Source organism: Kitasatospora sp. NPDC059747, assembly GCF_042732955.1.
GTDB lineage: Bacteria > Actinomycetota > Actinomycetes > Streptomycetales > Streptomycetaceae > Kitasatospora.
Genome location: NZ_JBHWGV010000006.1, coordinates 132,697 through 157,040, shown reverse-complemented (window position 1 = coordinate 157,040; position 24,344 = coordinate 132,697). Strand labels below are relative to the sequence as shown.

Genomic DNA, 24,344 nt, shown 5'->3' with positions numbered 1-24,344 from the left:
GGCCGCCACCCTCACCACCACCGACCTCGCCCGCCTCGCCCGCACCGGCATCACCCCCCTCACCACCACCGAAGCCCTCACCCACTTCGACACGGTCCTCGGCTCGAACCCGGCACTCGCCGTACCCGCGAGGTTCGACACGGCCGCGCTGCGGGCACTCGGCGACCCGGGCAGGATGGCACCGGTCCTGCGCGGTCTGGTCCCGCTGCGGGTGCCGCCGGCCCCGGCGGGCCGCCCCGCGGCCTCGGCCCCGGCCGGCGGGGACAACACCCCGCCCTGGGTGCGAACGCTCTCCGGGACCGCCGAGGCCGACCGGCCGAGGACCGTCCGCGAGCTGGTGCGGGCGAGGGTCACCGAGGTCCTGGGCCGGCCGGCGAACCGCCCGGTGCCCACCGACCGCGGGCTGATGGACCTCGGGTTCGACTCCCTCACCGCCGTCGACCTGCGCAACCGGATCGGCGCGGACACCGGCCTCCGGCTGCCCACCACCGTGCTCTTCGACCATCCGACGGTCGACGCGCTCGCCGCCCACGTACACGGGGAACTGGCCGACCGGCTCCCGGGCGCCACGGCGGAACTACTCACCCGGATCGCCGAGTTGGAGGCCGCCGTCGACGGCACCGGCACGCCGCTCGACGAGGAGGCGCGCGAACGCGTCACCGCCCGCCTGTCCTCCGTCCTGGCCCGGCTCTCGCCCGACCCGCACGGCACCGGCCCCGCCACCACGACCGCACAGGTCGAGCACGCCTCCGACGACGAGCTGTTCGAGCTCATCGACGGACAGCTCGGCCTCGACTGACCCGCACCCCACATTCCGGTACCACATCCCGTACGACGCACGACGAGGAGAGTTGACGTCTCATGACGAGCGAGGCGACGAACGAGGCCAGGCTCCGCGACTATCTCAAGCGCGTGACGAACGACCTGCTGCAGACCAAGCAGCGCCTGACCGAGGTGGAGGCCGAGCGGCAGGAGCCGATCGCGATCGTCGGCATGGCCTGCCGCTACCCGGGCGGGGTGCGCACCCCGGAACAGCTGTGGCGGCTCGTCGAGTCGGGCACGGACGCGATATCCGCCTTCCCCGACAACCGGGGCTGGGACATCGCCGGGTTGTACGACCCGGACCCGGACCGGGTCGGCCGGACCTACACCCGCGAGGGCGGGTTCCTGCACGACGCCGACCGGTTCGACCCCGCGTTCTTCGGCATCAGCCCGCGTGAAGCCGTCAGCATGGACCCGCAGCAGCGGCTGCTGCTGGAGACCGCGTGGGAGGCGTTCGAGCGGGCCGGCATCGACCCGACCTCACTGCACGGCTCGCGCACCGGCGTCTACGCCGGCGTGATGTACGCGGACTACGGCGGCCGGATCAGGAAGGCGCCGGACGACCTGGAGGGCTACGTCGGCACCGGCAGCGCGGGCTCGGTCGCCTCCGGCCGGATCTCCTACACCTTCGGGCTGGAGGGGCCGGCGGTCACGATCGACACCGCGTGCTCGTCCTCGCTGGTCGCGCTGCACCTCGCGGTGCAGTCCCTGCGGCGGGGCGAGTGCGACCTGGCGCTCGCCGGCGGCGCGACCGTGCTCGCCACACCCGGGCTGTTCGTGGAGTTCAGCCGGCAGCGCGGACTGTCCGCCGACGGCCGCTGCAAGGCCTTCGCCGCGGCGGCCGACGGCACCGGCTGGGGCGAGGGCGCGGGCCTGCTGCTCGTCGAGCGCCTCTCCGACGCCCGCCGCAACGGCCACCACGTGCACGCCGTGATCCGCGGCACGGCGGCCAACCAGGACGGCACGAGCGGTCAGCTCTCGGCGCCCAACGGACCCTCACAGCAGCGGGTGATCCGCGCCGCGCTCGCCGACGCCGGGCTCACGGGCGCCGACGTCGACGCGGTCGAGGCCCACGGCACCGGCACCCGCCTCGGCGACCCCATCGAAGCCCAGGCGCTCCTCGCCACCTACGGACAGGACCGGCCCGCCGAACACCCCCTCCTGCTCGGCTCCTTGAAGTCCAACATCGGCCACACCCAGGCCGCCGCAGGAGTCGGCGGAATCATCAAGATGGTCGAGGCCATGCGCCACGGCCTCCTGCCGCGCACCCTGCACGTCGACGAACCCACCCCCCACGTCGACTGGACCACCGGCGCCGTCGAACTCCTCACCGACAACACCGCATGGCCCGCACACGACCGCCCCCGCCGCGCCGCCGTCTCCTCCTTCGGCATCAGCGGCACCAACGCCCACGTCATCCTCGAACAGGACCGCATCGAGGACACCGAGCCGGTGGGGCCGGTCACGCCCGCCACCGGCCCGACCGTGTTCCTGCTCTCCGCCCACACCGAACAAGCCCTCCAGGAACAGGCCCGCCAACTCCACACCTACACCCACACCCACCCCGACACCGACCCCGCCGTCATCGCCCACACCCTCACCACCGGCCGCGCCACCCACACCCACCGCGCCGCCATCACCACCACCCCCCACAACACCCGCGAACAACTCCTCACCGCCCTCAACGCCCTCGCCACCAACACCCCCCACCCCCACCTCACCACCGCCACCGCCACCCCACCCGGCCGCACCGTCTTCGTCTTCCCCGGCCAAGGCCCCCAATGGGACGGCATGGCCCGCGAACTCCTCACCACCTCACCCGTCTTCACCCAACACCTCACCACCACCGCCAACGCCATCCAAACCCACACCGGCTGGAACCTCCTCGACGTCCTCAACGGCCACCCCGACGCACCCCCCACCGACCGCGTCGACGTCATCCAACCCGCCCTCTTCGCCATCAACACCAGCCTCGCCAAACTCTGGCAACACCACGGCATCCACCCCGACACCGTCATCGGCCACTCCCAAGGCGAAATAGCCGCCGCCTACATCGCCGGCGCCCTCACCCTCCACGACGCCACAAAAATCGTCACCCTCCGCGCCCAAACCCTCCGAACCCTCGCCGGCACCGGCGCCATGGCCTCCATCCCCCTCACCCCCGACCAAACCCAAACCCACCTCGACAACCACCCCGACCTCCACATCGCCGCCATCAACGGCCCCACCACCACCATCATCGCCGGCAACCCCCACACCCTCACCCAACTCGTCACCCACCTCAACAACCACAACATCCAAGCCCGCACCATCAACGTCGACTACGCCTCACACACACCCCACGTCCACCCCCTCCAACACACCCTCAACACCCTCCTCCACGACATCACCCCCCAACCCACCACCACCAACTTCTACTCCACCCTCACCAACACCTACCTCGACCCCACCCACCTCACCCCCGACTACTGGTACCAAAACCTCGCCAACCCCGTCCTCTTCCAACCCGCCCTCCAAACCCTCCACAACGACGGCCACACCACCTACATCGAAATCAGCCCCCACCCCGTCCTCACCACCGCCATCCACGACACCACCACCCCCACCCACCCCCACACCACCCCCACCATCACCGGCACCCTCCGCCGCAACGAAGGCAACCTCCACCGCTTCCACCAATCCCTCGCCCACCTCCACACCCACGGCCACACCATCACCTGGAACCCCACCACCACCCCCACCACCCACACCCCACCCCCCAACCTCCCCACCTACCCCTTCCAACACCAGCGCTACTGGCTGGAGGACGCCGCCACCGGCACCGACCCCGAGCACCTGGGACTGCAGAGCACACACCACCCGCTGCTCACGACCGCCACCACCCTCGGCGGCGGCGACGCACTCCTGCTCACCGGCCGCATCTCCCACCAGACCCACGGCTGGCTCACCGAGACCGACCTCAACGGGACGGTCCCGCTCGAACTCGCCCTCCAGGCGGGCCGCCCGCACGAACTCGCCGTCGAACGGCTCACGCTCACCACACCACTCGTCCTGCCCCCCGCGGGCGGCGTGGACCTGCAACTCACCGTCGGCGCCCCGGACGACGACGGCCGCCGGGACGTCACCCTCTACGCCCGCCCGTACGAGGACGCGGCGGACGACGATCCGCTGCTGCGCCCCTGGACGACCTACGCCACCGGCACACTCGTGCCCGCACCGGCCGACCGCGCGCCGGACCCCCTCACCGCCTGGCCGCCCGTCGGGGCCACCGCGCTCGACGATGCGGCACCGGACGGACCCGCCCGGCTCTGGCAGCACGGGGAACTGATCTACGCGGAGCTCTCCGCACCCGAGGAGGCGGCCCCCGAGGCCGGCCGCTACGGCCTGCACCCCGCCCTGCTCACCGCCGCGCTCCAGCCGCTGCTCGGCGAGGCCGACGAGTCCGCCGCACCCGCCGACTGGCGCGGCGTGACCCTGCACGCCGTCGGCTCCGGCACGCTCAGGGTCCGGATCTCGCCCCGGGCCGGCTCCTTCGCGCTCGACCTCGCCGACGCGACCGGTGCCCCCGTCGCCACCGTCGAGTCGGTCGGACTGCGCCCCGTGCGGCAGGCCGACCGCGTCCGCCACGACTGGCTGCTCGGCCTGGATTGGCCCGAGCTCGAAACCGACTCCCCGGCCGCCCCGGCGATCGGCTCCTGGACGGTGAGCGGCGAGACCCCGCCCGGCCTCGCGGAGGCTTTTGGCGCGGCCGGCTTCGTCCCCTACCCGGAGGCCTACGGGACCGCCGGGGACGACACGACGACCCCGGCGCCCGAAACGGCGGTGCCCGAGGTGACGGTCCTGACGGCCCGTTCCGCGAGCGACCTGCTGCCGCGGCTCCAGGAACTGCTCGCCGACGACCGGGCGGAGTCGACCGGCCTCGTGGTGCTCACCCGGCACGCCGTCACGACCCACCGGGAGGACGTCCAGGACCTCGCGCCCGCGCCGGTCTGGGGCGTGGTCAGGGCCGCCCAGGCCGAACACCCCGGTCGGATCACGCTCGTCGACCTCGACGACGCCCGGTCCTCGCTGCGCTCCCTGCCCGCCGCCCTGGCCACCGGTGAACCCCAGCTCGCCCTCCGCGAGGGCGGGATCAGGATCCCCCGACTGGTCAGGAACACCCCCGAGGACCACGCGGACGCTCCGGTCGAGGACGCCGCGCCCGCCGGCGCCGGCACGGTGATCGTCTCCGGCGGCGGGGACCTCGCCGCCGCCGCCGCCGAGCACGCCGTCTCCACGCAGGGCGCCCGGCACCTGCTGCTGCTCGATGCCGACGAGGGCCTCGCGGAGCGGCTGACCGCGCTCGGCGCCGAGGTGCTCGTCGCCGAGGGCGGCGCGGGCGACCGCGACTGCCTCGCCGCCGCCCTCGCCGCCCTGCCCGCCGCCCACCCGCCGACCGGCGTGATCCACGCGGCCACGTCCGCACCCCGGACGGTGCTGCTCTCCACCGACCCCGAGACGTTCTCGGACGCCCTGCGCGCGGCCGTCGCCCCCGCCTGGAACCTCCACGAGCTGACGCTCGGACTCGACCTGACCTCGTTCGTGCTGCTCGCGCCCGACACCTCCGCCACCCTCGGCGGCACCGGGCAGACCTCCCGCGCGGCCCTCGGCGCCTACCACGACGCCCTCGCACACCACCGCCGCGCGCTGGGCCTGCCCGGACTCTCCCTCGCCTGGGGCCCGCGCGAGGAGGACGACCCCTCGGCCGTCCGGGGACTCGCCCGGTTCACCGCCGACCAGGTCGCGACCGCCCTGACCGCCGTCCGGCACACCCGGCCGCGCGCCGCGCTGCTCCCCGTCCGGCTGGACCGGACCGCCCTGGCCCGGCAGGCCGAGGCGGGACTGCTGCCCCCGGTGCTGCGCTCGCTGGTCCGGACCGTCCGGACCGCGGCCACCACCACCGCGCAGGCGGACACCCTCGCCTCCGCGCTGGCCGGGCGGCCCGAGTCCGAACAGCGCCGCCTGCTGCTCGACCTGATCCGCCGCCAGGTCGCCGCCGTCCTCGGCCACACCACGACGGAGGCGGTGGACGCCGCGCGGGCCTTCAAGGACGCCGGCTTCGACTCGCTGACCGCCGTCGAACTGCGCAACCGGCTGAGCACCGCGACCGGCCTGAAGCTGCCGAGCACCCTGATCTTCGACCACCCGTCCCCGCAGGCACTGGCCGCCCACCTGCACGCCGAGCTGCTGGGCACCGCCGGCACGGCGGCCGTCCGCGTCGCCACCGCCCACGACGGGGAGCCGATCGCCATCGTGGCGATGGCCTGCCGCTACCCGGGCGGGGTCCGCACGCCGGAGGACCTGTGGCAGGTGGTGGTGTCCGAGAGCGACGTCATCTCACCGTTCCCGACCAACCGCGGCTGGGACCTGGACCGCCTGTTCGACCCGGACCCGGAGCACGCCGGCACCTCGTACGCCCGTGAGGGCGGGTTCCTGCACGACGCCGACCGGTTCGACCCCGCGTTCTTCGGCATCAGCCCGCGCGAGGCGACCAGCATGGACCCGCAGCACCGGCTGCTGCTGGAGACCGCGTGGGAGGCGTTCGAGCGGGCCGGCATCGACCCGACCTCGCTGCACGGCTCGCGGACCGGCGTCTTCGCGGGAGTCGTCTACACCGACTACGGCTCGCGCGTGAAACTGCCCGCCGACATGGAGGGCTACCTGGGCTTCGGCAGCGCCGGCAGCATCGCCTCGGGCCGGATCTCCTACACGCTCGGCCTGGAGGGGCCGGCGGTCACGGTCGACACAGCGTGCTCGTCCTCGCTGGTCGCGCTGCACCTCGCGGTGCAGTCCCTGCGGCGCGGCGAGTGCGACCTGGCGCTCGCCGGCGGCGCGACCGTGCTCGCCAACCCGGACATCTTCATCGGTTTCAGCCGCCAGCGCGGACTCGCCAGGGACGGACGCGTCAAGGCGTTCGCCGCGGCGGCCGATGGCACGTCGTTCGGTGAGGGCGTGGGCCTGCTGCTGGTCGAGCGCCTCTCCGACGCCCGCCGCAACGGCCACCACGTGCTCGCCGTGATCCGCGGCACCGCGACCAACCAGGACGGCGCGTCCAACGGCATCACCGCCCCGAACGGGCCCTCGCAGCAGCGGGTGATCCGCGCCGCGCTCGCCGACGCCGGGCTCACGACCGCCGACGTCGACGCCATGGAGGCACACGGCACCGGCACGACGCTGGGCGACCCGATCGAGGCCCAGGCCATCCTGGCCACCTACGGGCAGGACCGGCCCGCCGGACGTCCGCTGCTGCTGGGCTCGTTGAAGTCCAACATCGGCCACACCCAGGCCGCCGCAGGAGTCGGCGGAATCATCAAGATGGTCGAGGCCATGCGCCACGGCCTCCTGCCCCGCACCATCAACGTCGACGAGCCCACCCCGCACGTCGACTGGACCGCCGGCGCCGTCGAACTCCTCACCGAGGCAAGGGAATGGGCCCCCGGTGACCGTCCGCGGCGAGCAGGTGTGTCGGGCTTCGGGATGAGCGGCACCAACGCCCACGTCATCGTGGAGGAGGCGCCCGCGCTGGCGGAGGCCCCGACCACCGAGCCGGTGGGGCCGGTCACGCCCGCCACCGGCCCGACCGTGTTCCTGCTCTCCGCCCACACCGAACAAGCCCTCCAGGAACAGGCCCGCCAACTCCACACCTACACCCACACCCACCCCGACACCGACCCCGCCGCCATCGCCCACACCCTCACCACCGGCCGCGCCACCCACACCCACCGCGCCGCCATCACCACCACCCCCCACAACACCCGCGAACAACTCCTCACCGCCCTCAACGCCCTCGCCACCAACACCCCCCACCCCCACCTCACCACCGCCACCGCCACCCCACCCGGCCGCACCGTCTTCGTCTTCCCCGGCCAAGGCCCCCAATGGGACGGCATGGCCCGCGAACTCCTCACCACCTCACCCGTCTTCACCCAACACCTCACCACCACCGCCAACGCCATCCAAACCCACACCGGCTGGAACCTCCTCGACGTCCTCAACGGCCACCCCGACGCACCCCCCACCGACCGCGTCGACGTCATCCAACCCGCCCTCTTCGCCATCAACACCAGCCTCGCCAAACTCTGGCAACACCACGGCATCCACCCCGACACCGTCATCGGCCACTCCCAAGGCGAAATAGCCGCCGCCTACATCGCCGGCGCCCTCACCCTCCACGACGCCACAAAAATCGTCACCCTCCGCGCCCAAACCCTCCGAACCCTCGCCGGCACCGGCGCCATGGCCTCCATCCCCCTCACCCCCGACCAAACCCAAACCCACCTCGACAACCACCCCGACCTCCACATCGCCGCCATCAACGGCCCCACCACCACCATCATCGCCGGCAACCCCCACACCCTCACCCAACACGTCACCCACCTCAACAACCACAACATCCAATCCCGCACCAACAACGACGACTACGCCTCACACACACACCACCTCCACCCCCTCCAACACACCCTCAACACCCTCCTCCACGACATCACCCCCCAACCCACCACCACCAACTTCTACTCCACCCTCACCAACACCTACCTCGACCCCACCCACCTCACCCCCGACTACTGGTACCAAAACCTCGCCAACCCCGTCCTCGTCCAACCCGCCATCCAAACCCTCCACAACGACGGCCACACCACCTACATCGAAATCAGCCCCCACCCCGTCCTCACCACCGCCATCCACGACACCACCACCCACACCAACCCCCACACCACCCCCACCATCACCGGCACCCTCCGCCGCAACGAAGGCAACCTCCACCGCTTCCACCAATCCCTCGCCCACCTCCACACCCACGGCCACACCATCACCTGGAACCCCACCACCACCCCCACCACCCACACCCCACCCCCCAACCTCCCCACCTACCCCTTCCAACACCAGCGCTACTGGCTGGAAGGCCCTGCGGCCAACAGCGACGCGGGGAGCCTCGGCCTCGACTCGGCCGACCACCCGTTCCTGACCGGTGCCACCACACTCGCCACCGACGGCGCACTGCTGCTCACCGGTCGCGTCTCCCACCAGTCCCACGGCTGGCTCGCCGACCACGCCGTGAGCGGCACCCCGTTGCTGCCCGCGACCGCGTTCCTCGAACTCGCCCTTCAGGCCGCCCAGCAGGTCGGCGGCAACGGGGTGGAGGAGCTCACCCTGGAGGCGCCCCTGGTGCTGCCCGAGCGCGGTGGTGTGCGGCTGCAGGTGTCGGTGGAGGCACCCGACGAAGACGGCCGCCGCGGCGTCAGCGTCCACTCCCGGCCCGACGCTGCCGAGCCGGACGCCCCGTGGCTGCGGCACGCCTCCGGCGTCCTGGCCCCCGAGGCGCCGGCCGCGACCGCGTCGGCCGCGGGAGCGCCGGAGTGGCCGCCGCCCGGCGCGACCCCGCTGGACGCCGACGGGCTCTACGAGGAACTCGCCGCGCTGGGCTACGAGTACGGTCCTGCATTCCGCAACCTCACCGCGGCCTGGAAGGCCGGGGACAGCGTCCACGGCGAGGTGTCGCTGAGCCCCGAACACCACGCCGAGGCCGCCCGCTTCGCGCTGCACCCCGCGCTGCTCGACTCCGCCCTGCACACCATGGGGCTCGGCGACTTCCTCGGCACCGGTGTGCGGCTGCCGTTCAGCTGGTCCGGGGTCGCCCTGCACGCCGCCGGGGCCACCGCCCTCCGCGTGACCGTCGCACCGGGGACCGGCGGCGAGGACACCGTCACGGTCTCCGTCTCGGACCCCACCGGTGCCCTGGTGGCGACGGCGGAACGGCTCACCCTGCGGCCGGTCGCGCCCGGCGGGCTGCGGTCCGCCTCGCCCCGGGCCGGGGCCGACGGGCTCCACGTGCTCGAGTGGACCGAGTTGCCGGAGCCCGGCCCGGCCGTGCCCCCGCCGTACGAGCTCCTGGAGACCGAGACGGCGTCCGCCGCGGGCGAGCCCGTCCCGCACGCCGCCCGCGGCGCCGTGCTCGCGGTGCTCGCACGGCTCCGGCAGTGGCTGGCCGACCAGGAGCGGGACGAGGAGACCCGCCTGGTGGTCCTCACCCGCCGTGCGGTGCCGGCCGCCCCCGGCGACCCCGTCGACCTCACCGCCGCACCGCTGTGGGGCCTGGTGCGGTCCGCGGCCACCGAGCACCCGGAGCGGATCGTCCTGGTCGACAGCGACGGCGAACCCGCCTCCGAGCTGGTCCTCGCCGCCGCGCTGGCCACCGGCGAGCCCCAGTTCGCCCTCCGGGACGGCCGGGTCCTCGTGCCGAGGCTGGCCAGGACGGCACCGGAACCGGCGCTCACCACCCCGGAGGACGGCTCCGCCTGGCGTCTGGAGACCCCCGGCGGGTCGCCCGACGACCTGCACGCGGCCCCGTACCCGGCGGCCGGGGCCCCGCTCGGCGCCGGGGAGGTCCGGATCGCGGTCCGCGCGGCCGGGCTCAACTTCCGGGACGTGCTCACCTCGCTCGGTGTGGTCCCGGTCGGCGCGCCGCTCGGCACCGAGGCCGCCGGGACCGTGCTGGAGCTCGGCCCCGGTGTCACCGGACTGGCCGTCGGGGACCGGGTGTTCGGCCTGGTGCCGGGCGCGGTGGGACCGGTGGCCGTCGCCGACCGGCGGCTGGTCGCCCGGATGCCGGCCGACTGGTCCTTCGCCGCCGCCGCGGGTGTGCCCGCCGTCTTCACCACCGCCTACTACGGGCTCGTGGAACTGGCCCGGGTGCGGCCCGGCGAGCGGGTGCTGATCCACTCCGGAGCGGGCGGCGTCGGTCTGGCCGCCCTCCAGGTCGCCCGGCACCTCGGCGCCGAGGTGTTCGCCACGGCGAGTCCGGGCAAGTGGGGCGCGCTGCGCGCCCTCGGGCTGGACGACGAGCACCTGGCGTCCTCCCGGAGCACCGCGTTCGAGCAGCGGGTGCTCACGACGACCGGCGGCCACGGTGTCGACGTCGTCCTCAACTCGCTGACCGGGGAGTTCATCGACGCCTCGCTGCGACTGCTCGGCCCCGGCGGCCGGTTCGTCGAAATGGGCATCGCCGACCTGCGCGACCAGGCGGCCGTCACGGCGGCCCGGCCGGGGGTCGAGTACCAGCCCTTCGAACTGCTCGGCATGGACCCCGACCGGGTCGGCGAGGTGCTGGCCCGCGTGCTCGACCTGTTCGAGCAGGGGGCGCTGACGCCGCTGCCCGTCACCACGTGGGACGTCCGCCACGCACCTGCCGCGTTCCGCTACTTCGGGCAGGCCCGGCAGGTCGGGAAGGTCGTGCTCACGCTCCCCGCGGCCCCCGTCGGCGAGGGCACCGTCCTGGTCACCGGCGGCACCGGCACCCTGGGGGCGGCCCTGGCCCGCCACCTGGTGACCGAGCACGGTGTGCGGCACCTCCTGCTGACCGGCCGCCGCGGCCCCGACGCCCCCGGTGCCGACCGACTCGTCGCCGAACTCACCGCGCTGGGCGCACACGTGCGGATCGCCACCTGCGACGCGGCCGACCGGGAGGCGCTCGCCCGACTGCTCGACGGCATCGCTCCCGAACACCCGCTCACCGGTGTCGTCCACGCCGCCGGCGTCCTGGACGACGGCGTCCTCGCGTCCCTGACCGACGAGAAGGTGGAGGCGGTGCTGCGGCCCAAGGTGGACGCGGCCTGGAACCTGCACGAGCTGACCCGCCGTCTCGACCTGTCCTGGTTCGTGCTGTTCTCCTCCGCCTCCGGCCTGCTCGGCGGCGCGGGACAGGCCAACTACGCGGCCGCGAACGTCTTCCTGGACGCCCTCGCCCGCGAGCGGCGCGCCGAGGGCCTGCCCGCGGTGTCCCTCGCCTGGGGCATGTGGGAGGACGCGAGCGGGATGACCGGGCACCTGGCCGCGGCGGACCTGGCCCGCATCGCCCGCGGCGGCCTGGTCCCGATGCCGCTGCCCGTCGGCCTGGCACTGTTCGACGCATCGCTCGCGGACGGCCGGCCGTTCCTGGTCCCGGCACCGCTGGACACCGCGGGACTGCGCGCACGGGCCGGCAGCGGCGAACTCCCGGCGGTGCTCCGCTCGATGGTGCGCGGCCAGGTCGTGCGACGGGCCGCCCAGGGCGTCGCCGCGTCCGCCGCCACCCTCGCGGACCGACTGGCCGCGCTGCGCGGTCCCGAACGGGCTCAGGTGCTCCTGCGCCTCGTCCGCGAGCAGGTCGCGGCCGTGCTCGGCCACCTGAACCCGGACGACGTCGACGCCGACCGGGCCTTCAAGGAGGCCGGCTTCGACTCGCTGACCGCGGTCGAGCTGCGCAACCGGATCGGCACCGCCACCGGGCTGCGGCTGCCGACCACTCTGGTGTTCGACCACCCGACCCCGGCGGCGCTCGCCGGCCACCTGCTCACGCTGATCGCACCGGACGACGCCGCGGCCGAACTGGACCGGCTCCTCGCCTCGGTGAGTGTCGACAGCGGGGAGTTCCCGAGGCTGCGGGAGCGGCTGCGCGCCGCCCTGTGGCGGTGGGACGAACTGGCCGCCGGCCCCTCCGAGGAGCCGGAGGTCGACCTCGAAACGGCGACCGACGAGGAACTGTTCCGCGCGCTCGACGAGGAACTGGATGCGTCCTGACCCCGAGCGCGCCCCGACCAAGCCGACGCCAGCAGAAGAGAGAGTGCGACAGTGGTGAGCAACGAAGACCGGCTCCGCGACTACCTGAAGAGGGCCACGGCCGACCTGCGCCAGGCCAACAAGCGGATCCGGGAACTGGAGGACCGGGAGCACGAGCCGATCGCCGTGGTGGGCATGGCCTGCCGCCTCCCCGGCGGTGCCGACTCCCCGGAGGCCCTGTGGCGGCTGGTCGCCGAGGAGCGCGACGTCGTCTCCGGCTTCCCCGAGGACCGCGGCTGGGACCTGGCGTCGCTCTACGACCCGGACCCCGACCGGGCCGGCACCACGTACACCCGCGAGGGCGGGTTCCTCGACCGGGCCGGCGGGTTCGACGCCGCGTTCTTCGGCATGGGGCCGCGCGAGGCGGTGGCCGCGGACCCCCAGCACCGGCTGCTGCTGGAGGTGGCGTGGGAGACGTTCGAGCGGGCCGGCATCGCACCGGACTCGCTGCGCGGCAGCCGGACCGGCGTCTTCGCGGGTCTGGTCTCCCAGGCGTACGTCCCGCCGCCGGACCGGGTGCCCGCGGGGTACGAGGGCCACCTGATGACCGGGAACGCGACCAGCGTCGCCTCCGGCCGGGTCGCCTACCACCTGGGGCTCGAAGGACCCGCCGTCACCCTCGACACGGCCTGTTCGTCCTCGCTCGTCGCGATGCACCTCGCGGCGCAGTCGCTGCGGCGCGGCGAGAGCGACCTGGCGCTGGCCGGCGGCGTCACGGTGATGGCGACCCCGATGCTGCTGGTGGAGTTCAGCCGGCAGCGCGGTCTCTCCGCGGACGCCCGCTGCAAGGCGTTCGCCGCGGCGGCCGACGGCACCGGGTTCGCCGAGGGCGCCGGCCTGGTGCTGCTGGAGCGCCTTTCCGACGCCCGCCGCAACGGCCGCCGGATCCTGGCCCTGCTGCGCGGTTCCGCGGTCAACCAGGACGGCGCGAGCAACGGCCTGACCGCTCCCAACGGCCCCACCCAGGAGCGGGTGATCCACCAGGCCCTGGCCGACGCCCGACTGGCTCCCCAGCAGGTGGACGCGGTGGAGGCGCACGGCACCGGCACCCGCTTGGGGGACCCGATCGAGGCACAGGCCCTGCTCGCCGCGTACGGGCAGGGCAGGCCGGAGGGCGAGCCGCTGCTGACGGGCTCGCTCAAGTCGAACATCGGTCACACCCAGGCCGCCGCGGGCGTCGCGGGCGTCATCAAGATGGTGGAGGCCATGCGGCACGGCGTGCTGCCGCGCACCCTGCACGTCGACGAGCCGACCCCGCACGTCGACTGGTCGGCCGGCTCCGTCGAACTGCTCACCGAGGCCCTGCCGTGGCCCGACCGGGGCCGACCGCGCCGCGCCGGGGTGTCCTCCTTCGGCATCAGCGGGACCAACGCACACGTGATCCTCGAACAGGCTCCGCCGGACCCGGACCAGGACCCGACGGCCGAGGACGCCCACCTGGACGGTCCGGCCCCGCTCGCGCCCTGGCCGCTGTCGGGGCGCACCGAATCGGCGCTGCGCGCCCAGGCCGCCCGGCTGCACGACCACCTGACTGGGGCCCCGGACACCGCCCCCGCCGAGGTGGGCCGCACCCTCGCGCTCGGCCGGACGGCGTTCAAGCACCGCGCGGTCGTCCTGCCCGGCTCCCCCGCGGAGCGGCTCGCCGCGCTGGCCGCTCTCGCGGCCGGCCGGCCGGCCCCCCACGCGGTGCGGGGAACGGCGGCCGAGCGCCTGCCCACCGCCTACCTGTTCACCGGCCAGGGAAGCCAGCGGATCGGCATGGGACGGGAGTTGTACGAGAGCAGGCCGGCCTTCCGGGTCGCGCTCGACGAGGTGTGCGAGGCCTTCGTACCGCTGCTCGACCGTCCGTTGAAGTCGCTGCTGTTCGCGGCACCGGACAGTCCGGAGGCCGCATTGCTCGACCGCACCGAGTACGCCCAGCCCGCCCTCTTCGCCCTGGAGACCGCGCTCTTCCGTCTCCTCGGCGACCTGCTGCCCGAGCCGGACCGGGTGGCCGGACACTCGCTCGGCGGTCTCACCGCGGTCCACGCGGCCGGGGTGCTGTCGACGGCCGACGCGGCCGCCCTGGTCGCCGCGCGCGGCCGGTTGATGCAGGAACTCCCGGCCGGCGGGCTGATGGCCGCCTGCGAGGCGTCCGAGGAGGAGGTGCTCGCCGTCCTCGCCGAGTACGACGGCCGGGCCGACCTCGCGGCCGTCAACGGGCCCGGCTCGGCCGTGGTATCCGGCGACGCGGACGCGGTGCGCGAGATCGTCGCCCGGTTCGGGGCCCAGGGCCGCAGGACCCGCCTGCTCCGCGTCAGCCACGCCTTCCACTCGCACCACATGGACGGGGCGCTCGACCGGCTGCGCCCGGTGGTGGAGGGGCTCGACTTCCGCCCGCCCGCGATCCCGGTCGTCTCCGACCTGACGGGGCGGCCGGTCACCGTCGACGAACTGCGGCAGCCGGAGTACTGGGCCCGCCAGCTCCGCTCGCCGGTGCGTTTCGGCGCCGTGGTCGCCACGCTGCACGAGGCCGGGACCAGGGCGTTCGTGGAGGTCGGCCCGGACGCCGTGCTCACCCCCATGGTGGGGGCCTGCCTGCCGGACGCGGCTCCGGTGGTCACACCGGTCCTGCTGCCCGACCGGCCGGAGGAGGAGTCCCTGGTCACCGCGGTGTCGCGACTGCACGCCGCGGGCGGGTCGGTCCGCTGGGACGCCTGGTACGGCGACCACCACCCGGTGCCCGCCGAGTTGCCGACCTACCCGTTCGAGCACCGGAACTACTGGTGGACGGACGTCACCGTCCCGGCCGGCCCCACCGCGGCCTCCGGGGCGGCTGTCTCCGGAGCTCCGGCCCAACCACGGCAGGACTCCGGGGCACCGGCCGACCAGGCCGACCAGAGCGGCCTGGTCGACGAGCTGTCGCTGCTGGACCTCGTCCGCGTCCACGCGGCCGAGGTGCTCGGCCACTCCGCCCCCGGCGAGATCGCGGCCGACGACAACTTCCTCGACATCGGCTTCTCGTCCTTCTCCGCCCTGGAGGTGCGCAACCGCCTCTGCGAGGCCACCGGACTGCTGCTGCCGGCGGTCCTGCTGTACGACCACCCGACACCCGCCGCCGTGGTCACCTTCCTGGAGGAGCAGCTCGCGGCGGCCTGACGCCAAGAGCGGTGGGGGGGGGGGGGGGGCCCGGCCCCCCCCCCCCCCCCGCCCGCCCCGGGGGCCCACCCAATCCCCCGCGCCCCCGCGATCACACAAGCACACCCCCCCGCGGGGCTCTCTCCCCCTCGGTGGCGGGCGGGGGGGGGGCGCGCCCCGGGGGGGGGGGGGGGGGGGGGGCCCCCCCCCCCCCCCCACCACGGCCCTTCCGGTACCGTTCGCGACTACCAGGCGACGGGCAGCCGGTAGACCCCTTGCACGGAGCCGCCCGGCTTGACGGCCAGCGCCTCGACCGGCTCCGTCGGCCGCAGGCCCGGTATCCGGACCGCCAGTTCGTACAGCGCGATCTCCAGCTCGGCACGTGCCAGGTTCTGCCCGATGCACTGGTGGACACCGTAGCCGAACGCCAGGTGGCGCCGGTCGGCCCGGCGGATGTCGAGGCGGTCGGGGTCGGAGAAGACCTCCGCGGACCGGTTGGCCGCCGCGTTCGGCAGGTAGACCCCCTCGCCCTCGCGGATGACGACACCGCCGATCTCGATGTCCGCGGCCGCGACCCGCTGCAGCTCGTCCGCGACGGAGAGGAACCTGAGCAGCTCCTCGACCGCACCCGCGGCGGCGCCCTCGTCGGCCCGGAGCAGGGCCAGCTGCTCCGGGTGCACCAGCAGCGTCAGGACGCTGAGCGCGAGCATGTTCGCGGTCGTCTCGTGCCCGGCGACGAGCATGAACATCGCGATCGAGGTCAGTTCGGTCCGCCCCAGCTCACCGGTGGCGAGGCGGTCCGCGATCAGTTCGTCGAGCAGCCCCTCCCCCGGTCGCGCCTGCTTCACCGAGATCAGCTCGTCGAAGTACGCCATCAGTGCGGCGCTCGCCGCGGCCGCCTCCTCCGCCGTGCTGCTGGCCAGCACCATGCGGCGGGTCTGCTCCTCGAAGAACTCGTGGTCGGCGTACGGGACACCGAGCAGCTCGCAGATGACGGTGGACGGCACCGGCAGCGCGAACTCCTGGACGAGGTCCGCCTGCGGCCGCTCCTTCGCCAGCATGGCGTCGATCCGCTCCCCGACGATCCGCCGGATCGCCGGCCGGAGGCCGTTCACCCGCTTCACGGTGAAACTGGGGATCAGCATGCGCCGCTGCACGTCGTGCTCCGGCGGGTCCATGCCCACCAGCGCCGTGAGCTTCGCCGCCGCCATCCTCGGCACGAGCACCGGGAAGTCCGGGCGCGCCCGGTCGGAGGAGAGCCGCGGATCGATCAGCAGTCGCCGCGCCTCCTCGTACCCGGTGACCACCCAGGCCGTCCGGCCGTCGAACAGCCGGACCCGGGCCACCGGACCGGCCTCCCTCAGCCGCCCGTAGCCGGCCGGCGGGTGGTAGGGGCAGCCGCGCGTCATCGGGAAGTCCGGCAGCGTCTCCACGCCCGTCGCTGCGCCCGTCGTCTCACTGGTCATTCGATCCCCAGAACCCTCGGGTCACGGCCGGCTCTCGGCCGAAGCCCCCGGATTCTCCGCCGCCGGGGTAAGGCGGTTCTGAAGCCGGAGGCCCGACGGTCTCAGCGGGTGCGGCGCCTGGTGGCCGGCGGTGGGGTGAGGCGGACGGGCTGGTCGACCGGGGCGTTCTCGATGTCGTCGAGCTGGGCGAGGACCGTGGTGCGCAGGTCGGCGTAGTCCTCGAAGTCGTGGTCGTGGAAGAGGGTGTGGCCCGTCCACATCAGGTTGGCGCACACCCGGGCGGGGACGCGCCCGGTCTGCGCGCCCATGCCCACCAGGGCGACGGAGCGGATGCTGCCGGGGGCCTTGCGATTCTGCTGGTGGACCGCCTGGAACGCGGCGGCGCACGCGAGGGCCACGTTGAGCGTCTCGCTGACGTTCTGCGAGGACTCCTCCATCGTCGGGGCGGAGATCAGGAACTTCGGGTGCTCCGCCCCGGACGGCACGCACACCGCAGCGCCCACCGGGAGGTGACCGGCGAAGCCGGTGCGTATCGCGCGCTGGACGCGCAGCTGGATGCCGGCGCCGAGGTGGCGCTTGACGGCGGCGTCGGTGCCGCCGTCCATCCGGCCGCGGGAGTTGGTGGGGCTGACCCAGGCGTCGACCTTCTCGTCGAGGATCGAGCCGGTGCGGATCTCGACCCCGGGCGTGTCGGCGAAGGCGGCCCGCCACGCCCGCACCACGGTCGAGTTGAGGTCGGTCAGTACCACCCTGAGCGGCGGCTGCGTGCGGTCCATGGGCGTGCTCCGATCGGGATCGCGTTCGTCATCTCGTTGGTCGTCGCGTTCGTCATCGCGTTCGTCGTCGCGTTCGTCGACGGCTTCGTCGTCGCGTTCTTCCAACGGACCCGAAGCTAGCGCGCCGCACTGACAAACCCGGCCGGCGCCGTTGTCGGTGGGTCCTCGTACTGTCGGCAGCGACTTCCCGACGTCAGCACCGCGTGAGAACCCAGGAGTTGTGCCGCCATGAGCGAAGCCACCGCCCAGCCCGACCCGAACGACCCGCTCGCCCTCGCCGACCTGTTCAAGGGCGGCGGCGAGCCCTGGCTGCCGCTGCTCAAGCCGGTCATCGAGGCGCAGCCGGACGCGGCCTCCTTCATCGGCCCGAACCGCGCCCCCGAGGTCGTGCCGGTCCGCGAGCTGACCTTCCAGGCGCTCAAACCCAACGCGCCGCACCAGTGGAAGGTGGTGGTCTTCGGCCAGAACCCGTACCCCCGGCCGGAGAGCGCCACCGGCATCGCGATGTTCGACAACACCTTCCACGACTGGAAGGACAGCCAGTTCGGCCGGGTCGTCAGCATCCGCTGCATCATCAAGGCCGCGGCCATGTGGAAGTACGGCATCCCCAAGAAGACGCCGATCGCCGACATACGCGCGCTGCTGAAGGAGCGGGACACCGTCCAGCCGCCGGAGTGGTTCCAGGCGATGCTCACCCAGGGCGTGCTGCTGCTCAACGCTGCCCTGACGGCGAGCAGCAGCGGCGGGGCGGGCCCCGACCGGCACACCGCGTTCTGGCGGCCGGTGGCGGAGCGGATCGTCGAGGAGATCCTCAGCGCGAAGCAGCAGGCCGCCGAGGAGGACCGCGCCGTCGTCTTCGCGTGGTGGGGCGCGCACGCGCGCAGCCTGAAGCGGGTCGTGCAGCGGCTGGAGAAGAAGTACCCCGGTGTCGAGGTCCGGCACATCGACCACGCCAACCCGGCCGCGCAGGGCGACATCTTCTGCGACGACGAGCACTTCGGCACGGTGAACGCCGCCCTCGCCTCGCTCGGCCTCGACGAGGTCGACTGGCTGCCGAGCAAGGGCTGGAACCAGCAGGCGGCCGAGGGCGGCCAGGCGGACGACGGCGTCGCCGAGCGCATGGGCGCGTTCATCGCGTCCACGATGGAACTGCACCAGCTGTACCTCGAACGCCTCGCGAGCGTGAAGGACGAGGGCCTCGAACTCCCGGCGATCACCGGGGTGTTCGATACGCCCCTGATGGACTTCCGGGACGCCGTCGGCCCGGTCGCCGAGCTGCTGCGCGGCCTCGGCGGGCACGTCGAGCGCTCGCACGAGTTCGGCAAGCGGCGGGCGGACGCCGACGCGGGCCGGGGGCTCTCCGGCGACGCGATCGCCGCGCTGTACCTCTACACGTGCGAGTCGGCGTTCTACCGGGAGATCAACGCCGTCCTGCGCTCCCCCGACCGTGCGAAGGTCGTGCCGTACCTCCCCTACCTGCGCCTGCTGTTCGCGGCGGTGTCCGGGCTGCCGGCGCGCACCGCGCCGCTGTGGCGCGGGGTGCCGCTGGACCTCCGCGCCCAGTACCCGCTCGGGCGGACGGTGACGTGGTGGGGCGTCTCCTCGTGCACCTCCGAGCTCGGCGTGGCCCGGTCGTTCCTCGGCAGCCGCGGGAAGCGGACGCTCTTCGAGGTGGTTCCGGCCCGGGCGGTGGGCATCCGCGACTTCTCGTCGTTCACGGGAGAGGAGGAGTTCATCCTCCTGCCGGGCACGCAGCTGAAGGTGACGGAGGTGAAGGCCGAGCGCGGCGGCCTGTGCACCGTCCGCCTGACGGAGGTGGAGGAGGAGCCGCTGGTGTCCTGAGTCGGAGCGCGAGCCAATCGCGGTCATGGGCGCGTCGCCGTGCGGCGGGGCGGTCGGCGCGGTTGTCTGTCCGGATGCGGATCATGAACCAGGGGCGACGGGCGGTCGGCCGATGGGTGCTCGTGCTCGCCGTCGGCGGCGGGCTGGCGGCGTGCGGGCCCGCGACGGACGCCACGGACCGGGCCCCGGCGGCCGCGGACCGGCCCGCTCCCGAGGGGCTCGGCCCGGCCGCGCCGACGCGGATCCGGATCCCCCGGATCGGCGTGGACGCGCCGGTCGCGGGGGTCGGGCTCGACGGCCGGGGGCACCTGGAGCCGCCGTCCGAGACCGACCGGAACCTGGCCGGCTGGTACCACGACGGCGTCTCCCCCGGCCAGGTCGGCACGGCCGTCGTGCTCGGGCACGTCGACACCCGTCAGGGCCCCGCGGTGTTCCGGCGGCTGGGCACGCTGCACCGGGGCGACCTGATCGACATCACCCGCGCCGACCGGCACACCGCCCGGTTCGCGGTCGACGCCGTCCAGGCCGACACGAAGGCCGGCTTCCCGGACGACCGCGCCTACGCCGCGGCGGCCGACGCCCAACTGCGGCTGGTCACCTGCGACGGCGACGCCACCGGCGCCCACGGCGACATCGTCATCTACGCCCACCTGGCCGAGACGGACTGACACCACCGGGGCGACGGCCTCACCACGGCCGCGCACGACCGGGCCGCGCACGACCGGGCGGCGCTCACCTCCGCGCGTGCCCGAGGTACGTGACCAACGGCCGGGCGCCCGCCGCGAGGACGAAGTCGACCAGCGGCGGGATCTCGTCGTCGGTGATCCGCCCGGCCCTGCGGGCACGGATCGCCCGGACGAGCGCGCGCGGGTCGCGCGGCTTGAACTCCCGGACGTCCTGGTTGCGCAGGCCGTGGCGGGCCAGGGCCGCGGTCAGTTCGGCCGGGGTGCGCAGCCGGTCGGCGGCGTAGCGGCCCGGGGGCATGATGCGGGTCATCGGGAGGGCCTGGAACGCGCCGAGGTAGACCAGCCGCGCGAGCGGCGTCCGGTTGACGGTGTCGTAGACGAGGGTGCCGCCGGGGCGCAGGACACGGGCGGTGTGCCCGAGGACGCGGTCGAGGTCGGCGGTGACCTCGAAGGTGTCCGCGACGTAGACGAGGTCGAACTCCCCGTCGGAAAACGGCAGTTCCTCGGCGGTTGCGGTCTCGTCGGCGATCGCCAGCCCGTCCCGCGCGTGGGCTGCCCGCGCCGCCGCGGTGGCCACCGGGGACGGGTCGACGGCGGTCACCCGGTAGCCGAGGCGGGCGAGTGCGGCGGCGGGCAGGCCGCGACCGCCGCCGACGACCAGGGCCGGACGCCCGCCGCCGTCCGGGGCGACCTCGGCGAGGTACGCCGTGCGGACGGCCTGGAAGGCGAGGGCGCGGATGTGCCGGCCGTCGATGGCACCGGGGTGCGCTGAGTCGAGCTCGATGTGCGGGGTGGTGCCCATGGCGATGCTCCTAACTGCTCGGGTCCGGGCCCGGTGCCGGACCCGGCCCCCGGATGGAGGTCGGGCCCTGACCCGGAGTCGGGGTCCTGCCCCGGAGCCGGAGTCCTGACCCGGAGTCAATGTTGCGTTCCCTGAGGAAACCTAACAGGGACAGGTTCCCTCAGGGAACCCAGGAACCGGTCTAGGCTGGCCGCCATGACCCGCACCTCCCTCGCCGACGTCGCCTGCTCGATCGCGCGCGCCACCGACCTGTTCGGCGACGCCTGGACGGCCCTGATCATGCGGGACGTCCTCGCGGGCATCGGCCGCTTCGACGACCTGGCGCACGACCTGGGCATCTCCCGCAAGACCCTGGCCGCCCGGCTCGCCCGGCTGGTCGACGAGGGCGTGCTCGTCCGCGAGCGCTACCAGGACCACCCGCCGCGCGAGCACTACCGCGCCACCGAGAAGGGCGCCGACCTGCACGCCGTCCTGCTCGCCCTGATGAACTGGGGCGACCGCTGGTACGCGGGCGAGGCGGGACCGCCGGCCCGCGTCCGCCACCTGGACTGCGGCCACGCCGCCACCCCCGTCATGGCCTGCGGGAACTGCGGAGAACCGGTCACCGCCGCCAACACCACCGCGCTCCCCGGCCCCGGCGGCCGGACCGGTCCGGGCACCCGCGCCCTCGGTCCGCTGCTCGCCGCCCGCGGCCGGGACGACGCGGCTCACCCGATCGTCACCACCCGCGCCCAGGCGGGAGGCCCGGGCGGGGGCTCGTAGTCCGGGTCCTTCTCCGCCCACCTCGGGGTGCCCCGGGGGAACAGCCCGACGACCGTCCGGCACGGCGGCTTGGTCGACGGCCACGGCGTCTGGCCGTCCGTCAGCGCCACGATGACGTCGGGCCGCGTGCGCAGCGCCGCCGTGAACCCCTCCCGCATGTCCGTGCCGCCCCCGCCGATCAGCGGGATGCCCTCGGCCTTGCACAGCGGGTGCACCGTCCCCACGGCCGCGTCGCAGGAGAGCACCGTCACCAGGTCCCGCCGACCGCCTACCGCGCGGGCGATCGCCGCGACCTCCAGCAGGGCGCTGCCCAGTTCGGCGTCGCTGACCGACCCCGAGGTGTCCACCACCACCGCCACCCGGGGCGGACGGCGGCGCAGGCTCGGCAGGACGATCCCGGGCAGGCTCACCGAGCGCCGGGCCGGGCGGCCGTACGAGTAGTCCTGGCCCACACCGCCGCCCGAGGCCGCCGAGCGGACCGCCGCACCGAGCAGCTCCCGCCACGGCTGCGGCGGGTGGAACGCCTCCTCGGCCCAGCGCCGCCAGCCCTCCGGGGCGTTCCCCGGCCGGCCCGCGATGCCCTCGGCCACCCGGAAGCGCACCGCGTCCCGCTCCTGCCGGCTGAGCCCGTGGGCGCCGTCCGGGCCCAGGTCCCACGGGCGCGGCCGGCCGTCGACGCCGCTGCCGCAGTCGAGCCAGGCCAGGTGCTCGGTGAGCTGCCCGAGCCGGAACCGCCCGAGGTAGTCCTCCATCAGTTCGCCCGCCGGCAGCTCCAGGTCCGCCGGGACGACGGCTCCCTCGGGGCACACGAGGCCGTCGCCGTAGACGTCGTCGTTGATCTCGCAGTCGGCCGCGATGTTCATCCGCAGCTGCTCCGCCGGACCGGTCAGCCCGTGCCGCTTCGCGTAGCGCGCGCTGCGCCCGTGGTGGTCGCGCAGGAGGTGCGACACCTCGTGCACCCACACCCCGGCGAGGTCCTCGACCGGTGTCCGGGCGACGAAGCCCGGGGAGACGTAGCAGCGCCAGTGGGCGTCGACGGCCATCGTGGGCACGTCCCTCGACTCCGCCACGTGCAGGGCGAACAGCGCCGTCGCCAGGTAGGGGCGGGCCCGGGCGGCCATCAGGCGGGCGGCGAAGAGCTTGTCGACGTCGAGACCGAGGGCGGCCGCGCTCACCGTCGCCGTCACCGGCCGCCCTTGCCCGCGAGCGCCGCCACCCGGTCCGCCACCCGGCCCGCCGCCGCGTCCGCGCGCCGGGACAGCGTCACCGCCCCGGCGAGCCGGTCGATCGCGGCCGGCACGTCCCAGTCGTCGCGGCGCAGCGAGGCGAGCGTGGTGGCGGGGACGACCACGACGTCCGGGGCGCCGGTCTCCATCGCGCGGACGAGCAACGCCCAGGCCGCGTCCCAGCGTTCGCGCGTCGCCCGGTTGCGGACGGCGGCCACGACGCCGTCGAGGACGGCCTGGCGCAGGTCGCCGCGCTCGGGCAGGCCGGCGGCGGCCGGGTCGGCGAGGAGGTCCTCCGGGTCCGGCAGGTCCATCCGGTCGATGCTCGCGAGGAGTTCCAGCCCGGGGCCGTCCCCGACGGTGCCGCGCACGAGCAGCGACAGGACGTCCCGCGAGGAGCCGGCGGCCGTGGCGAAGGCGATCAGGCGCAGCGCCATGTCCCAGCTGCGCGGGGACGGCCAGGCGCCGCCGCGGCGGGCCTCGCTGCTCGGCAGCTGGTGGACGAGCTTGGGACGGGCGGCGAGCAGCCCGCAGACGGCGCGCCGGGCGAAGGCCACCGCCTCGGGGAGGGCGGCCCGGTCGAGGCTCGGCAGGGTGGCGCGCGGCCAGGTGCCGCCGAGGCCGCGGACGACGACCTCGTGGTCGTGGACCCACTGGAGGTGGACGAAGCGGTTGGCGAGCGGCGGGCTCAGCTCCCAGCCGTCGGCGGCCGAGGAACGCGGGTTGGCGGCGGCCACGATCCGCACACCGGGCGGGAGTTGGAGGGCGCCGATGCGGCGCTCCAGGACCAGCCGGAGCAGCGCGGCCTGCACGGCGGGCGGCGCGGTGGACAGCTCGTCGAGGAACAGCAGCCCGCGCCCGGCCCGGACGAGGCGCACCGCCCAGTCCGGCGGGGCCAGCGGGACGCCCTGTTCGGCGGGGTCGTCGCCGACGATCGGCAGTCCGGAGAAGTCGGAGGGTTCGTGGACGCTGGCGATCACGGTGGTGAGCGGGAGGTCGAGGGAGGTGGCGAGCTGGGTGAGGGCGGCGGTCTTGCCGATGCCCGGCTCGCCCCAGAGGAGCACGGGGAGGTCGGCGGCCACGGCGAGGGTCAGGGCCTCCAGCTGGTCGTCCGGGCGGAGTTCGGTGGCGGTGTCGGCAAGGAGTGCCAACAGGTCCGCGGCGACGGTGAGTTCGGAGTTTTCGGGCAGGACGGAAAGAGCCATGGGGAT

Annotated in this window: 11 protein-coding genes; 6 read left to right on the top strand and 5 right to left on the bottom strand. The window is 74.4% G+C overall.

Translation table 11 applies throughout. The features are described 5' to 3' along the window. From ACFV4G_RS04745 to ACFV4G_RS04735, 3 genes are all read left to right on the top strand, one after another. The coding region (locus ACFV4G_RS04745) for a beta-ketoacyl reductase (protein WP_380436452.1) at window positions 1-799 on the top strand (799 nt) is incomplete at its 5' end. A gap of 113 nt (window positions 800-912) precedes the next feature. Further along, window positions 913-12,417, top strand: coding sequence for an SDR family NAD(P)-dependent oxidoreductase (locus tag ACFV4G_RS04740; RefSeq protein ID WP_380436462.1), 11,505 nt, complete (start codon window positions 913-915; stop codon window positions 12,415-12,417). 54 nt (window positions 12,418-12,471) lie between these two features. After that, window positions 12,472-15,594 (top strand): type I polyketide synthase, encoded by a 3,123-nt coding sequence (locus ACFV4G_RS04735; RefSeq protein WP_380436450.1) that lies wholly within the window; start codon window positions 12,472-12,474, stop codon window positions 15,592-15,594. Between the two features lie 224 nt (window positions 15,595-15,818). Here ACFV4G_RS04735 and ACFV4G_RS04730 read toward each other — a convergent pair whose 3' ends face one another. Continuing rightward, on the bottom strand, window positions 15,819-17,039 hold the full coding sequence (locus tag ACFV4G_RS04730) for a cytochrome P450 (RefSeq protein ID WP_380436448.1): 1,221 nt from the start codon (window positions 17,037-17,039) through the stop codon (window positions 15,819-15,821). Between the two features lie 101 nt (window positions 17,040-17,140). After that, window positions 17,141-17,815: a macro domain-containing protein gene (locus tag ACFV4G_RS04725; RefSeq protein ID WP_380436446.1), complete on the bottom strand. Its 675-nt coding sequence runs from the start codon at window positions 17,813-17,815 to the stop codon at window positions 17,141-17,143. A 228-nt stretch (window positions 17,816-18,043) separates the two neighbouring features. Here ACFV4G_RS04725 and ACFV4G_RS04720 point away from each other — a divergent pair, with 228 nt between their 5' ends. Next, complete coding sequence (locus tag ACFV4G_RS04720) at window positions 18,044-19,657, top strand: ADP-ribosyltransferase domain-containing protein (RefSeq protein WP_380436444.1); 1,614 nt, start codon at window positions 18,044-18,046, stop codon at window positions 19,655-19,657. 83 nt (window positions 19,658-19,740) lie between these two features. Continuing rightward, the gene (locus ACFV4G_RS04715) at window positions 19,741-20,325 is read left to right on the top strand and encodes a class F sortase (RefSeq protein ID WP_380436442.1); all 585 of its coding nucleotides are present in this window, start codon (window positions 19,741-19,743) and stop codon (window positions 20,323-20,325) included. Window positions 20,326-20,389: 64 nt separating this feature from the next. On the opposite strand, the gene ACFV4G_RS04710 is transcribed toward ACFV4G_RS04715, so the two are convergent. Next, complete coding sequence (locus ACFV4G_RS04710; protein ID WP_380436440.1) at window positions 20,390-21,145, bottom strand: methyltransferase domain-containing protein; 756 nt, start codon at window positions 21,143-21,145, stop codon at window positions 20,390-20,392. 195 nt (window positions 21,146-21,340) lie between these two features. Here ACFV4G_RS04710 and ACFV4G_RS04705 point away from each other — a divergent pair, with 195 nt between their 5' ends. Continuing rightward, the gene (locus ACFV4G_RS04705; RefSeq protein ID WP_380436438.1) at window positions 21,341-21,907 is read left to right on the top strand and encodes a winged helix-turn-helix transcriptional regulator; all 567 of its coding nucleotides are present in this window, start codon (window positions 21,341-21,343) and stop codon (window positions 21,905-21,907) included. Here ACFV4G_RS04705 and ACFV4G_RS04700 read toward each other — a convergent pair. Further along, the gene (locus ACFV4G_RS04700) at window positions 21,853-23,094 is read right to left on the bottom strand and encodes a VWA-like domain-containing protein (RefSeq protein WP_380436436.1); all 1,242 of its coding nucleotides are present in this window, start codon (window positions 23,092-23,094) and stop codon (window positions 21,853-21,855) included. The two genes, ACFV4G_RS04705 and ACFV4G_RS04700, sit on opposite strands and share 55 nt — an antisense overlap. Beyond that, window positions 23,091-24,338 carry an AAA family ATPase gene (locus ACFV4G_RS04695; RefSeq protein ID WP_380436434.1) on the bottom strand — a complete coding sequence of 416 codons (1,248 nt, stop codon included), beginning with the start codon at window positions 24,336-24,338 and terminating at the stop codon, window positions 23,091-23,093. The genes ACFV4G_RS04700 and ACFV4G_RS04695 overlap by 4 nt, the downstream gene beginning before the upstream one ends. Window positions 24,339-24,344: the final 6 nt, after the last annotated feature.